At 42.7% G+C, this 13,465-nt stretch carries 11 protein-coding genes and 1 tRNA gene; 4 read left to right on the top strand and 8 right to left on the bottom strand.

All coding sequences use genetic code 11. From position 1 onward, the window contains the following. Positions 1-15: 15 nt before the first annotated feature. Together ttrR and ttrS are read right to left on the bottom strand one after the other, a co-directional pair. Positions 16-612, bottom strand: coding sequence for a tetrathionate respiration response regulator TtrR (ttrR, locus tag PR808_RS03480; protein ID WP_206086720.1), 597 nt, complete (start codon positions 610-612; stop codon positions 16-18). Between the two features lie 115 nt (positions 613-727). Next, a complete protein-coding gene (gene ttrS, locus PR808_RS03475; protein WP_206086721.1) occupies positions 728-2,485 on the bottom strand; it encodes a tetrathionate respiration histidine kinase TtrS in 1,758 nt (585 codons plus the stop codon). Between the two features lie 254 nt (positions 2,486-2,739). Between ttrS and ttrB the strand changes: the two genes are divergently transcribed. The 3 genes from ttrB to ttrA are packed head-to-tail and all read left to right on the top strand — an operon-like array spanning position 2,740 to position 7,572. Then, positions 2,740-3,477, top strand: a complete 738-nt coding sequence (ttrB, locus tag PR808_RS03470) for a tetrathionate reductase subunit TtrB (RefSeq protein ID WP_206086722.1) — start codon at positions 2,740-2,742, stop codon at positions 3,475-3,477. After that, positions 3,459-4,505, top strand: coding sequence for a tetrathionate reductase subunit TtrC (gene ttrC / locus PR808_RS03465; RefSeq protein ID WP_272538702.1), 1,047 nt, complete (start codon positions 3,459-3,461; stop codon positions 4,503-4,505). The genes ttrB and ttrC overlap by 19 nt, the downstream gene beginning before the upstream one ends. After that, on the top strand, positions 4,498-7,572 hold the full coding sequence (ttrA, locus tag PR808_RS03460; protein WP_272538701.1) for a tetrathionate reductase subunit TtrA: 3,075 nt from the start codon (positions 4,498-4,500) through the stop codon (positions 7,570-7,572). Before ttrC ends, ttrA begins: the two co-directional genes overlap by 8 nt. Before the next feature lie 158 nt (positions 7,573-7,730). Here the strand turns inward: ttrA and PR808_RS03455 are convergent, their stop codons facing one another. Both PR808_RS03455 and PR808_RS03450 read right to left on the bottom strand, forming a co-directional pair. Beyond that, positions 7,731-8,738 carry a nickel/cobalt transporter gene (locus PR808_RS03455; protein ID WP_272538700.1) on the bottom strand — a complete coding sequence of 336 codons (1,008 nt, stop codon included), beginning with the start codon at positions 8,736-8,738 and terminating at the stop codon, positions 7,731-7,733. Continuing rightward, positions 8,729-9,361, bottom strand: a complete 633-nt coding sequence (locus PR808_RS03450; RefSeq protein ID WP_272538699.1) for a DUF1007 family protein — start codon at positions 9,359-9,361, stop codon at positions 8,729-8,731. Before PR808_RS03450 ends, PR808_RS03455 begins: the two co-directional genes overlap by 10 nt. 277 nt (positions 9,362-9,638) lie before the next feature. Here PR808_RS03450 and trhO point away from each other — a divergent pair, with 277 nt between their 5' ends. Then, positions 9,639-10,685, top strand: a complete 1,047-nt coding sequence (gene trhO / locus PR808_RS03445; RefSeq protein WP_206086726.1) for an oxygen-dependent tRNA uridine(34) hydroxylase TrhO — start codon at positions 9,639-9,641, stop codon at positions 10,683-10,685. 48 nt (positions 10,686-10,733) lie between these two features. Here trhO and PR808_RS03440 read toward each other — a convergent pair whose 3' ends face one another. From PR808_RS03440 to PR808_RS03425, 4 genes are all read right to left on the bottom strand, one after another. Beyond that, positions 10,734-11,327, bottom strand: a complete 594-nt coding sequence (locus PR808_RS03440) for a LuxR C-terminal-related transcriptional regulator (protein ID WP_206086727.1) — start codon at positions 11,325-11,327, stop codon at positions 10,734-10,736. A gap of 217 nt (positions 11,328-11,544) precedes the next feature. Next, a complete protein-coding gene (bssS, locus tag PR808_RS03435; protein ID WP_047756449.1) occupies positions 11,545-11,799 on the bottom strand; it encodes a biofilm formation regulator BssS in 255 nt (84 codons plus the stop codon). Positions 11,800-12,033: 234 nt separating this feature from the next. Continuing rightward, complete coding sequence (pyrC, locus tag PR808_RS03430; RefSeq protein WP_272538698.1) at positions 12,034-13,083, bottom strand: dihydroorotase; 1,050 nt, start codon at positions 13,081-13,083, stop codon at positions 12,034-12,036. Positions 13,084-13,264: 181 nt separating this feature from the next. Further along, a tRNA-Asn gene (locus PR808_RS03425) sits at positions 13,265-13,340 on the bottom strand. Positions 13,341-13,465 lie beyond the last annotated feature (125 nt).

Raw genomic sequence — 13,465 nt, 5'->3', positions numbered from 1 at the left:
TCTAATTATATCAAATTATTTTTTTAATAAGTTCACTGACTGCATGGTACTCATTAATTCAGCGATGTTTCTCACCGCCATTTTTTCCATCACGCGAGAACGATGCACTTCAACAGTACGTACTGAAACACAGGTAGCTTCAGCAATTTCACGGTTAATTAAACCTTGGAGCACATAGCGACAGATTTCTTTTTCGCGGGGTGTTAGCATTTCATAGCGTTGTTTAATTAGATAATTTTCGGTGGATTGCGTGGTTTGCCGTTGAGCTTGCTCAAGAGTTTTTGCCAGTTGTTGGCTATCAATCGGTTTTTGTAGAAAATCCACGGCACCAAGTTTGACTTGCTCAACCGCCATCGGAATATCCCCATGCCCAGATAGAAAAATCACGGCTAAGGTGCTGTGCTGATCGCACAGATATTGGTGGACTTGCCGACCATCTAGCTTTGGCATGCGCATATCAAGCAAAACCACCCCCTCTTGGTGAAGGGCTGCATGTTGAATAAATTGTTCACTGTCATTCCAAACGGTAACAGTGTAGCCCAGCGTTTCAAGTAAAAACTGGCAGGCGTCGGTCACATCGGTGTCATCATCCACTAGATGGATAACTGGCATAAATACATACCTCGTCGTGTAGAGGGTGACTATTAAGATAGATACTAGTCAGCTCAATAAAGCTATTGTCACATATAATTAATCTGAATGTTATCAATTGCGTGGCATACAGTGCTTAGTGGTGCAAATTATCGGGATAATTAAAAATTAATGTGACTCGCAAGCCGTTTAATCCATCATCACTCAGGTTGTTTTCAATACGAATATCCCCACCTTGACTTTGAATCAAGCGCTGGCAAATCACTAAGCCAAGCCCTAAGCCTTCTTTTTTGGTGGTTGCGAATGGGGTTATCCCTTGTTCAAGTTGTTCTAAAGGCATACCCCCTGCATCATCTTGCAAGACCAGTAAAAAGCGGTTTTGGGCAAAATGAAAACCAAAGTGTAATGTGTTGGCTCCTGCTTGCAGGCTGTTGCTGACTAAGTTGGACAATAATTGCTCCAATAGGGTCTCTGGCAGTACCAACGACACATCTTGGGTGTCTGGTAGTAATAATTTTGCATTAGGGTAATGTTGGTCAACGCGTAAAAGTTGCCAAATATGCTTAATAGCTTGTTTAACAGATTGTTGGCTTAAAATTAGTGCTGGGTCTTGCCCTGGCTTGCCCGCCCAAAGACGTAAATTACGGATGATATCCGCCCCACGTTGGGCTTGGTCGTCAATCTTTGTTAAGGCATTAATTAAAGGATGCTTTTCCGACTCTTTATTCAGCCGCAAAATACACCCTTGTGCATAGTGCCGAATAGCCGATAACGGTTGATTGAGTTCATGAGCAAATCCTGAAGCCATTTCTCCTAAAATATTCAACCGTTGAGCTTTTTGTAAATCTGCCTCTTGCTGGCGCAGTCGGTTATGCGCCACTTCTAATTGGCGACTTCGGCGGCGAACTAAAAATGCAATCCATACGTGGTTCACCCCAAGAAGGACAAAAAATAGGGCAACAAAGCCAAGGGTAATTTGGTTTTGAATTGTCCAACTGACAATATCTTGCCAAATTTGCCGCTGCTGTGGATGTTGGTTCACATCCCGCAAAAGGGTTTCCACTTGGGTAACGGAGGCGGGGGCTCCCCAGCGCATAGTACTTTTATCTGTTGAAAGTAAGGTTTTAGTGACCTTGTCGACAAGGTTATCTGGCACTTCGCTTAGGGCCGCAAATGACCAATTGGGATAAAGTTCCGTGCTGGTCAGGCAAGACAGAGAACTAGGATGTTGAATAAGCGGTCGGAATTGCGTTTTATCAATTAGCCCTTCACTGTGCATATTTTCCAATAAACAAACAGGAACGATCGCGGCTGACAGTGAACCATCGCGTAAAGCATACAGCAGGGCATCCGCAGGGAAGCCTAAAAACTGCATTTGAAAATCTTTTTCGGCGTCATAGCCTAAATCTCGCAGCACTTTATAGCCTAATAAATACCCACCAAAAGCATCGGGGGAAATCGCCCCCACTTTTTTACCAATCAAATTTTGAGGTTCAGTCATGTCACTGTTATTGCGTACCAGTATCAGACTACCAATCACGTTGCGGGTGGTGCTATTAGGCTCGACATCGGAACGCAAGGAAAGTAGCCACCGTAAGTGGTAGCGGCTGTCGAGCTGAATAAACTGTGCTGGGTTAGTCAGTAAGAAATCAATTTTTTGGTTGGAAATGGCTTCACGCATTTCATCGAGATTTAAGGGCTGGAGAGTGAAGCGTTCTCCTGGAATTGAATCATTTAACGTATCGACTAAAGGTTGCCAGTGAGATTGTGTGGAACTGGGGCCACGCAAAGCCAAAACGCCGATTGTCCATTGCGCAGAAATCGCAGGAAATGACCATGTTAAAAACATGGTTAATAGTATGTGATACAACAGTATAGGCGATTTTTTTAACATATTTGGGTTATTCGTTGCGTTAGATCAATTTAGCTTCGGGTATGTGGTAAACCACAATAGGGCGCTGGCTCCTCTCTTCCTACAATGGCACTACAAGCTTTACCAAGATAACACACCAGTTTTAAAGAGAAATAAGAATTTCTGCGGTTATCTTAACTGGACTGAATCGATTGTCAATAATGCTTGTAAAACAAATAACATATTGATTAATAACTTTTATTTTCGCATTAGCAATGTCAATACTGGAGCCAATTATGGATCTGAGTAAACGAAAATTTCTACAACAAATTGGGGCAGTGACGGCGGGTGCGTCGTTAATTCCAATCTCGGAGGCTGGCCTAAACTTATCTCCAACGCGTCATGAAGGCAATCCTGAAAAACGTTATGGGATGTTAATCGACTTACGTCGTTGTATTGGCTGCCAATCTTGCACTGTAAGTTGCTCGGTTGAAAACCAAACGCCACAAGGCCAATTTAGAACCACCGTTAACCAATATCAAGTGGCGGTTAAAGGTGAGGAAGGTTTTACCAACGTACTTCTGCCACGCTTATGTAACCACTGTGATTCACCTCCTTGTGTTCCTGTATGCCCTGTTCAAGCCACTTTCCAACGGGAAGACGGCATTGTTGTGGTTGATAATGAACGTTGCGTCGGCTGTGCTTATTGTGTACAGGCTTGCCCGTATGATGCCCGCTTTATTAATCATTCCACACAAACTGCAGATAAATGTACTTTCTGTGCACATCGTTTAGAAGTGGGTTTATTACCCGCATGCGTTGAATCTTGTGTGGGCGGTGCACGTATTATTGGTGACTTAAAAGACCCGAACAGCACCATTCGTAAAATGCTGACTGAACATGAAGCGGAAATTAAAGTGCTCAAACCAGAAAGTGGCACATTACCACAAGTTTTCTATATCGGTTTGGATGATGCATTTGTAGAGCCGCTACAAGGCAAAGGGCAACCCGCATTATGGCAGGAGGTGTTCTGATGGACGGTCAAGTGACATATATTTCTGAAATTATGGCTCAGCCACAAGAATTTTTCTGGCTACCGTGGGCCGTGCAATACTTTTTCTTTATCGGAATCGCTTCTTGCGCTGTGCTGTATGCGTGTTACCTGCATTGGCAAAATAAAAGCGAAAATGGCCGATTAGAGATGATCGCTGTGTTCATCGCGATCACCATGGGGATCACCGCGCCACTCGCGTTAACGGCAGACTTGCACCAAACCGCACGGGTTTGGCATTTCTACGCACACCCAACACTGTGGTCTTGGATGTGGTGGGGCTCGGTTTTATTACCATTATTCACCACATTCATTGGGTTATATTTTGTTGCCCTGATTGTGAAAATGATTTGGAAAAAAGAGTTTAAAGCGACCCGTTGGGTGGCATTGCTAGCGGCGTTATCTGCAATGGGCTTATTGCTGTACACCGGCCGTGAAGCGTCAATCTTAAACGCGCGTCCAATCTGGTATAGCTGGTGGATGCCAGTATTAATGTTCCTAAGTGCGTTGCAAGTTCTGCCTGCATTGATTGGTTTAGGTGCTCGCAAAGAGCCACAATACCAAAACCGTTTAGCCCGTTTCCAAGTGATTACCCTGCTGTTATTTGCCGTGTGTTTCGCTCTGTGGTTATCAGGGGATACCATATCAGGGATCGCGGTACGCCAACAGTTGGATACTGCAAGTGCAGGTTTGTGGATGCTGATGGGGGTTTGTGCGCTGTGGTTAATCACATTTGTGATGTCAGTGAGCAATGTAAAAGCTATCCGTTCAGTACCTTACATTACCGTTTTAGCCTTAGTTTCGATGGCTTTTGCTTGGACACTACGTTGGATTTTCCTGATGGAAGTTCAAGCGGTTCCAAAATATAACATTATCGCGAATCCATACCACTTCCCTCTGGGGACTGACGGCTTAATGGCTATTGTAGGCACATTTGGTCTGTGGATTGCGTTAACAATTATTGTTCGTGAAGGTGTTCGCTGGTTTGCGAGGAGAGTGCAACATGGCTAAATTCTCAAGACGTCAATGGCTTAAAGGTGGTTTGGTTGTCGGTGGCATTGCGTTATTTGGTGCAAGCTACCGTGATGTGGCCAAACGTGCAGTCGATGGTTTGGTTAATGGCACCTCTGGTAAAGTCACGTTAGACCGCCTCAATGGCAACTCACTGCGTCCAGAAGGCCAAGCACTGAAAGGCTGGCAGGAAAACCCAGAACAAGTGGTGGCGATGACCCAATGTTTTGGTTGCTGGACTCAGTGTGGTATCCGTGCTCGTGTTGATACAGCAAAAAATGAAGTGCTGCGTATTGCTGGGAACCCGTACCACCCGTTATCTCACGAAGAGCATTTCCCCTATGGTATGCCGCTAAAAACTGCGTTCAACAAAATGAGCGGTGAGTCAGGTTTAGAACATCGTTCAACGGCATGTGCCCGTGGGGCGACCTTAATGGAAGGCTTAACCAGTCCACTGCGTATTTTAGAACCGATGAAACGTGTGGGTAAACGCGGTGAAGGTAAATGGGAGCGCATTAGCTTTGAACAACTGATTAAAGAAGTGGTTGAAGGCGGTGATTTATTCGGTGAAGGCCATGTGGATGGATTAAGAGCCATTCGTGACCTTGAAACGCCATTAGACCCATCACAGCCTAAATTAGGCCCGAAAGCGAACCAATTGCTAGTGACTAACGCAGGGGACGATGGCCGCGACGGCTTTATTCGTCGCTTTGCACAAAACGGCTTTGGTAGCAAAAACTTCGGTGCGCACGGCTCTTACTGTGGCCTCGCTTACCGAGCAGGTTCGGGGGCATTGATGGATGACTTGGACAAAAACGCCCACGTCAAGCCTGATTGGGATAACGTGCGTTTTGCCTTATTCCTCGGGACGTCCCCTGCACAATCGGGGAACCCGTTCAAACGTCAAGGCCGCCAGTTAGCGACAGCACGTTTACGTGATTCTTTTAATTATGTGGTTGTTTCCCCTGCATTGCCACTAACGACAACATTAGCCAATGACCATGGTCATTGGGTGCCTGTACAACCAGGGACGGATGCAGCGTTAGTGATGGGAATGATCCGCTGGATCATCGAAAACGAGCGTTATAATGCAAAATACCTTAGCGTACCAAGCGAAAAATCAATGGAAGGCATGGGGGAAAAAAGTTGGACCAACTCCACCCATTTGGTTATCACTGATGACGCGCATCCATTAGCAGGCAAATTATTAATTTCCTCTTATCTTACTGGGGAAGAGGATGATGAAAAAGCCTATTTGGTTCAGGACGCTTCTGGTGAGTTGAAATTAGCAGATGATGTCCCTGCTGCGGAACTTTTTGTGACCCGCAAAGTGACATTGCATGATGGCAGCGAAGTCACAGTAAAATCAAGCTTCCAATGCCTGAAAGAAGCAGCAAATCGCATGACGCTTGAAGAATATAGCGAACGCTGCCATGTACCAGTGAAAACCATTGCATCACTGGGCAAAGCCTTAACTTCTTATGATAGAAAAGCAGCGGTCATTTCCCATGGCGGTATGATGGGAGGCAACGGCTTCTACACAGCATGGTCAGTCATAATGCTTAACGCCTTGATTGGTAATTTAAACCTGAAAGGCGGTGTGTCTGTTGGTGGCGGTAAATTCAACGGGGAGAACGATGGCCCACGTTACAATATGGCGAGTTACAAAGGCAAAGTGAAGCCAAAAGGTGTTGTGTTATCGCGCAGTAATGAAGTCTATGAAAAATCAGATGAATTTAAAGCAAGATTAGCCGCAGGTGAAAAACCGTATCCTGCAAAAGCCCCTTGGTATCCGTTTGCGAAAGGCCAATTAACGGAGCAACTGGCGTCTGCGTTGATGGGGTATCCGTATGCGCTTAAAGCGTGGATCACCAATATGACTAACCCGGTATATGGCATCGCGGGTATTCGTCAGGTTATGGAAGAAAAACTGAAAGATCCAAAACATCTTCCATTAATTATTGGTATTGATGCCTTTATGAATGAAACCACTGCGCTGGCAGATTACATTGTGCCAGATACCCATAACTTTGAAAGTTGGGGCTTCAGTGCGCCGTGGTCAGGTGTTCAAGTTAAGGCGAGTACCGCGCGTTGGCCAATTGTTGAGTCCCGTACAGCGAAAACCGCGGATGGCCAGCCAATTTCAATGGAAAGCTTCTGCATTGCGGTAGCAAAAGAGCTGAAATTACCTGGCTTTGGGGACAACGTGATTGAGGACATGGATGGCAACATGCATTCACTCAATACCGCAGAGGATTACTACTTGCGCGTGGCTGCTAATATGGCTTGGTTAGGGGAAAAACCCGTACCAGAAGCCGCAACAGAAGACATCCAAATCAGTGGTGTTGAACGTATTTTACCTGCGATCACTCGCACGTTGAAACCAGAAGAAGTGCGCCGTGTGGCTTACATCTTCACACGCGGTGGCCGTTTTGCACCGTATGAAAAAGCGTGGGATGGCGATGCAACAGGGCCACAATGGAAAAAAGGATTGCAGATTTGGAACCCAACTGTTGGGACTAACCGTCATGCAATTACGGGTGAACGTTACAGTGGCTGTCCAACTTACTATCCGCCACGTATGGCGAATGGTGATGACGTTAATAAAGTGTTCCCAGAAAAAGAGTGGCCACTGAAACTGATGTCATTTAAATCTCATGTAATGAGCAGTTCAACAACGGTGATTGAACGCTTACGTCATGTTAAACCGACCAACCTTGTGGCTATTCACCCTGATGATGCTGCGAAAATGGGGGTAAAACATGGTGATTGGATCCGCATCACCACGCCAGGTGGAAATGCAGAAGCTCAAGTCAGCGTGTTGGATGGTGTAATGCCAGGAGTGCTAGCGATTGAGCATGGTTATGGGCACACTGAAATGGGCGCTAAACAGCACTATTTAGATGGTGAACCAATGCCGATGAATGCGGCTAATGGTTCAGGTATTAATTTAAACGACCTCGGGTTTGCTGACCCAACGCGTGAAGTGGCAAATACTTGGCTTGATTGGGTATCGGGTGCTTCTGTTCGCCAAGGTTTACCAGCGAAAATTGAGTTAATCAGCTAGCTAGGTTTTAACGTAGTAGTAAAAGTTGCTAGCTTGCGGGGTTCTGCATAGCGTTGCAGGCCAGCAACTTTGTTTTGAGCAGTTGACATTGCGCATCAACAGTGTGTTTATCGCACTGTGACTTCGGCAAGTGCCAGGGAGGGGGAGCCCTCCCTTTTTTAATGCAATAATGGTGAGGTTGCGTGTTCCATTGCACCGCTTTGATACAATAAAACGCCCATCAAGACAAACAGCACCCCAGCGATGATTTTAAGTGAAATTACCCAATATGGTGAGAGTTGAACGCCTTTTAGACGTGAAACGCGCAATGCATTATCTCTCATAAGATGAACAAACACCGCAATCAAACAGATGGTTAACGCTGTGCCGACAGCCATCATCAGCGCAGCAATCATTCCCCACACATATGCATCAATCACATACGAAAAGAGCAGTACCAAAATTGCGCCTGAGCATGGGCGGATCCCCATCGAAAGAATAATCAGTAGCTTACTTTTGAACCCCGCTTGTAGCTGTTCAGATTGGACAACATGTTGATGCCCACAAGCGCAGCTAGACAGCTCAGTTTGCACTTTGCTATAAATAATTTTGGGTTGGGATTGATTCAGTGGTTGTATGCTTCGTAATGTTAAAGCGGCTGATTTTTTTGGTTTGCTGGTTTGCCAAAGACGGCGAATCGCACTGACACAAAGAAATACGCCTAGCAAGATCACAAAAATGTAGCTGATTTGCTCTGCATAAGCACTGGCTTGGTTCAGGTGTTTAGTGGAGAGCTGGAATAAAATGAGTACAAAAGAAACCAGCAAAATGGCGACTAATCCCTGCAATAAAGACGCGAGTAAGCTAATCATGACACTTTGTTTTAAGTGAGTGGCTTGTGTGGCGATATAGGTGGTGATGATTAATTTACCGTGTCCTGGCCCAAGGGCGTGTAAAAAACCATAAGCAAAGCTTGCAATGACCAATAATCCTCCAGCATAAAATGGCCGAGTCGCCGTTTCTTGGAGAAGGTAAGATAGCCCTTGGTTTAATTGTTTTTGCCAAATAACACTTAGTTGTAACCATGAGTTCCAATGGATGTAAACCTGCAAGGCGCAATACGCTATAAGCACTAATAAGATAACTGCACCGAGCCATTTTTGGTTACGCAACGCAATTAAGGGCATTGGATATCCACCTGTTGTGCAAATTGCTTACCAAGTGCTAAGTCTTCATCTGGTGTATCATTTTTGTCTAATGAAAAGGCATAGGCGCGCATGGAGTCAGTAATATCGGCTTCTTTTAATGCCAACTTGCAGGTCGCGGCAAGCTCTATAGGTAGTGTAATTTGCTGCGGGTTTTGGTAGGTCATACTGACATAAAATGATGGATCGTAGGTTTGGAGAGTCACATGGGAGCTTTTAATTGGTAGAGGTTGCATAAATGACGCAGTGAAGTAAAACACTAGAGAAAAACCGTCTTTTTCAAGATGGTAGTTATCGGGGATGCGCTTAAAACTGACTTTTTTCCCTTGATAATAGAAATCAGTGAAATAATCCTGCATTAATACATTCGCCATCACAATGGCTTCTTGTTGCTTCCAGCGTGGGTCATCCTTTTTTACCCCTTTGAGTTCATACAGAATATCTGCAGAGGTCATTGGATCCATCTTCCAAGCATAATTTATCCCTGAATAGTTATCTTGTTTGGTTTCAAGGGTCATTTTCATTTCAATAAAACTGTGAGGATGAGCCGCTACCTGTGGCACGACAAGAGATAACATAATAAAAAAGAGAGGGAATAATCGCATTATTTCTACTATTTAAAGGTGGTAAATTAATAACGTTATAACATAACGGAATGAAATCGTGAATCATCAAATGTCACTAAAATACCGTTAATTATGTAAGTAAATAATGATTTAAACGTTTTAATCATATTTCAATAACAATCCCACTTAAAATAAAGGGTTTTTTATTAACACAATAACAGCGATAATATGAATAAATAATCTCATGCAGTTGTGTTTAACAGTCATCAGGTTAATTGTTTAAATATTAGTTAGTTACAAAGGAAAAGAGAACACCATGCCAGTGTTACATAACCAAGTTTCAAATAAAATACTCAAAGAACGCATGTTGGCTGAAACTGAGCCACGTACCACTATTTCTTTCTATAAGTATTTTAATATTGAAGACCCAGCTGTCTTTCGTAATGAATGGTACCAACAATTCAAAGCGTTAAACGTATTTGGCCGTGTGTACATTGCCAAAGAGGGCATTAATGCACAGATCAGCGTGCCAGCATCCAATGTTGACGCTTTACGTGAACTAATTTATCGCACAGATCCTGCATTGAATGATTTGCGCTTAAATATTGCTATTGATGATGATGGGAAATCGTTCTGGGTTCTGCGCATGAAAGTGCGTGATCGCGTAGTTGCTGATGGCATTGACGATGAGACATTTAACCCTGCAAATACTGGGCAATATCTCAAAGCGCATGAAGTGAATGCAATGATTGATGATCCGAATACTGTATTTGTTGATATGCGTAATCATTATGAATACGAAGTGGGTCACTTTGAAAATGCGGTAGAAGTTCCATCGGATACTTTTAGAGAACAGCTTCCGATGGCCGTGGAAATGCTGCAAGAGCAAAAAGATAAGAATGTTGTCATGTATTGTACTGGCGGTATTCGTTGTGAAAAAGCGAGTGCATACATGCTACACAACGGCTTTAAAAATGTTTATCACGTGGAAGGCGGTATTATTGAGTATGCACGTAAAGCCAAAGAACAAGGCTTACCTTTGCGTTTTAAAGGGAAAAACTTTGTTTTTGATAACCGTATGGGCGAACGTATTACAGATGACATGTTAGCGCACTGCCACCAGTGTGGGGCACCTTGTGATTCACACACGAACTGCCGCAATGATGGTTGCCATCTACTGTTCATCCAATGCCCAACTTGCGCTGAAAAATACGAAGGTTGCTGTAGTGCTGCATGCAATGAAGAAATGAAACTACCAGAGCAAGAACAGCGTGCTCGCCGTGCAGGCCGTGAAGTGAGCAATAAAATATTTAATAAATCCCGCCACCGTTTATCAGAGGGCTTATTAAATAGCGATAGCTAATTGAGTATAATACTAAAAAAGTAGAAGCCCTTTTTCAGGGCTTTTTACTTAATATAAATATTTAAATACATTATAAATGAAGAAAAGCTCTATTCTGTTTTTAACGAAAACCTTACTTGCTATATGGCGCTTTTGTGAATAAACCGTACTGTTACTTATCCCTAATTTCTTAGAGATAATATGGTTTGGTATTTCATTCATCCAATTGCTAATTATTTTTTGCTCCTTGACAGTAAATATAGAGGTATCTGTATTATTCGCTAATTTTGTTATTTTTTCTATTTGTGCATAATCATTAATTACTCTATCCAATGTTTTAATAATGATATTTTTGGATAAAATAAAAAAATTATCTTTTAATAATAGTGGGTTATCTGTTTGGGGGTAAGGGGCATTGATATAAATATAAAAACGAATATTATTTGATAGGTTTAGTAACCCTTGTAAAGTTGGACAATAATTTGAGTAGTGGCAATAATAGGTTAAATTAACAAGAACAATGTTTGGTGAGTTTTTATTTATGAATTTAATAGCATCACCCAAACAGCCAGTGCTAATAAAGTTTAAGTTCTTATTCTTTGATAAATATTCAGTAATACCAAGTCTCGTGTAATAACACTCATCAATAACTAATATTTTCATTGGGAACGTCCTGGTTCGAAAGAGTATTACAATAAATTGGAATAGCTAGTGATGTCAACTGAGTAATAATAAAAACAAAAAATGTTGTCGTTAATTTAAATTAATCAATTTATAAAAATAAAATGAGGTAAAGTAGTTATATAATATATAACTACTTTATTGAAAGGCTATAGATTTAAAAAATGGATATCTACGGCTCAAATATCCATTTAAGGATTTAGTGTGTTTTAAAATTAAATTCGATGTATTCCCCAGACTCTATCTTATCCACGCCAGCTTGAAGAATACCAATCAATTGTTTTGCGACATCCGTGGTAAGCCACATGGTTTTATCCACGACAGCATCGCCTGAGTTTTTATCTTGTTCGGGGAGGTAGTGCAAACGTAACATCATAGCATCATAGGCATCTACAGTGCTAATGTCCCAGCCAACAACTGGGTGAGTTTGAATAACATCATTTTTTCTATTCATAAAAACCTCCTAATCAAACAGCGTGATAAATAATAAATATCTATAACTGACTAAGAGCAAAGTTCTTGGAATGAATCCACTTTCAGTATAAGGAGATTTCGTTAATAAGGAAGTAAATAAAATATTTTTTTTGCATAAATGACAGTAAATGCACAAATAAAGTGAATATAGCTGGGGCTCGTAGAGGGAAGCGATTGCAACTTCCCCCATGACGATAAACGAGATTTTTAGTGCTTATTTAGCGATAGCGATTGACCAGCGAGAATCTTCACCTGCTAAGAACGGGATCAATTTATCATTACAGCAATCAATAGATTCACAAGTCATGTTTGGTTCTTTAGTCAGGGTTATATGGCCTTCATTTACAGGCAAATTATAGAATTTAGGACCATTCAATGAGCAAAATGCTTCAAAGTGCGCTAAAGCATCTAGTTCTTCAAACACAGTTGCATAAGCGGCCAGTGCGGTTGGTGCATTAAATACGCCAGCACATCCGCAAGCAGCTTCTTTACGTGATTGCACATGTGGAGCGGTATCTGTTCCTAGGAAGAAGCGATCACAACCCGATGCAACAGCAGAACGAAGCGCTTCTTGGTGAATGTTACGTTTTAAAATTGGCAAACAGAACAAGTGCGGTCTTACACCACCGACTAACATATGATTACGGTTAAACATCAGGTGCTGAGGCGTTAGCGTCGCAGCGGTAAATTCGTTGGCATCCAAAACATATTGTGCAGCTTCTTTTGTTGTGATGTGTTCGAAAACTACCTTTAAGTTTGGAAATTGGGCGCGTAATGGCTGCATGACTTGTTCAATAAACAGTGCTTCTCGGTCAAAAATATCAATATGGTTCGCGGTGACTTCACCGTGAATCAATAGCGGCATACCTGCTTTTTCCATTGCTGCCAGAACAGGGTAAATTTTCTTAATATCAGAAACCCCATGGCTTGAGTTGGTTGTTGCATTAGCAGGATATAATTTACATGCGGTAAACACACCTTCTTGAAAGCCACGGATGAGTTCAGTTGAGTCAGTTCCATCAGTAAGATAACAGGTCATCAACGGGGTAAATTGGTGCCCTTGTGGCACAGCCTGAATAATGCGCTCGCGATATGCTTTTGCGGCTGCAACGGTAGTAACGGGAGGAACTAAATTTGGCATCACAATTGCGCGGCCAAAAAACTCACTGGTGTAGGGAACGACCGTTTTTAACATATCATCATCGCGAAAATGAACATGCCAATCATCAGGGCGGCGAATCGTTAGGGTAGTTACAGTAGTCATTAAACCGGCTCCATAAGGGAAGGTGAGTGATGAGCGAACGCTCAGGCCGGGAACGAATGATAAAGCGAAAGGAGAAAAATAGCTATGGGAATTAATGATTAAATATCTTTTGAGAAAAATGATAAACGATAAGAAAGCAAAAAGCCTGCTTAAATTTCTTTAAGCAGGCTTCTCTAAATATTGGCTCCTCCAGCTGGACTTGAACCAGCGACATACGGATTAACAGTCCGCCGTTCTACCGACTGAACTATGGAGGAACTCCTTGGTACGCAGAGGATATTAGCTTCCTCTAAAGGGATTGTCAAAGGAGAATATCGAAAAAAATGTTCGTTTGCCTGTTATCTGTGCGAACTGAGGGAAGTTTGATCGGAAATTATGTAGG

This window comes from Providencia sp. PROV197 (genome assembly GCF_028479625.1).
In the GTDB taxonomy this organism is placed as follows: domain Bacteria; phylum Pseudomonadota; class Gammaproteobacteria; order Enterobacterales; family Enterobacteriaceae; genus Providencia; species Providencia vermicola.
The sequence above is the reverse complement of the archived record's forward strand: the minus strand, read 5'-3'. Positions and strand labels throughout refer to the sequence as shown.

What these genes read in the sequence shown, in the direction of transcription:
- ttrR (WP_206086720.1), bottom strand. Translation starts at nt 612, where the DNA reads ATGCCAGTTATCCATCTAGTGGATGATGACACCGATGTGACCGACGCC.
- PR808_RS03450 (WP_272538699.1), bottom strand. Translation starts at nt 9,361, where the DNA reads ATGCGATTATTCCCTCTCTTTTTTATTATGTTATCTCTTGTCGTGCCA.
- bssS (WP_047756449.1), bottom strand. Translation starts at nt 11,799, where the DNA reads ATGAATAGAAAAAATGATGTTATTCAAACTCACCCAGTTGTTGGCTGG.
- ttrB (WP_206086722.1), top strand. Translation starts at nt 2,740, where the DNA reads ATGGATCTGAGTAAACGAAAATTTCTACAACAAATTGGGGCAGTGACG.
- ttrA (WP_272538701.1), top strand. Translation starts at nt 4,498, where the DNA reads ATGGCTAAATTCTCAAGACGTCAATGGCTTAAAGGTGGTTTGGTTGTC.
- ttrS (WP_206086721.1), bottom strand. Translation starts at nt 2,485, where the DNA reads ATGTTAAAAAAATCGCCTATACTGTTGTATCACATACTATTAACCATG.
- trhO (WP_206086726.1), top strand. Translation starts at nt 9,639, where the DNA reads ATGCCAGTGTTACATAACCAAGTTTCAAATAAAATACTCAAAGAACGC.
- PR808_RS03455 (WP_272538700.1), bottom strand. Translation starts at nt 8,738, where the DNA reads ATGCCCTTAATTGCGTTGCGTAACCAAAAATGGCTCGGTGCAGTTATC.
- ttrC (WP_272538702.1), top strand. Translation starts at nt 3,459, where the DNA reads ATGGCAGGAGGTGTTCTGATGGACGGTCAAGTGACATATATTTCTGAA.
- PR808_RS03440 (WP_206086727.1), bottom strand. Translation starts at nt 11,327, where the DNA reads ATGAAAATATTAGTTATTGATGAGTGTTATTACACGAGACTTGGTATT.
- pyrC (WP_272538698.1), bottom strand. Translation starts at nt 13,083, where the DNA reads ATGACTACTGTAACTACCCTAACGATTCGCCGCCCTGATGATTGGCAT.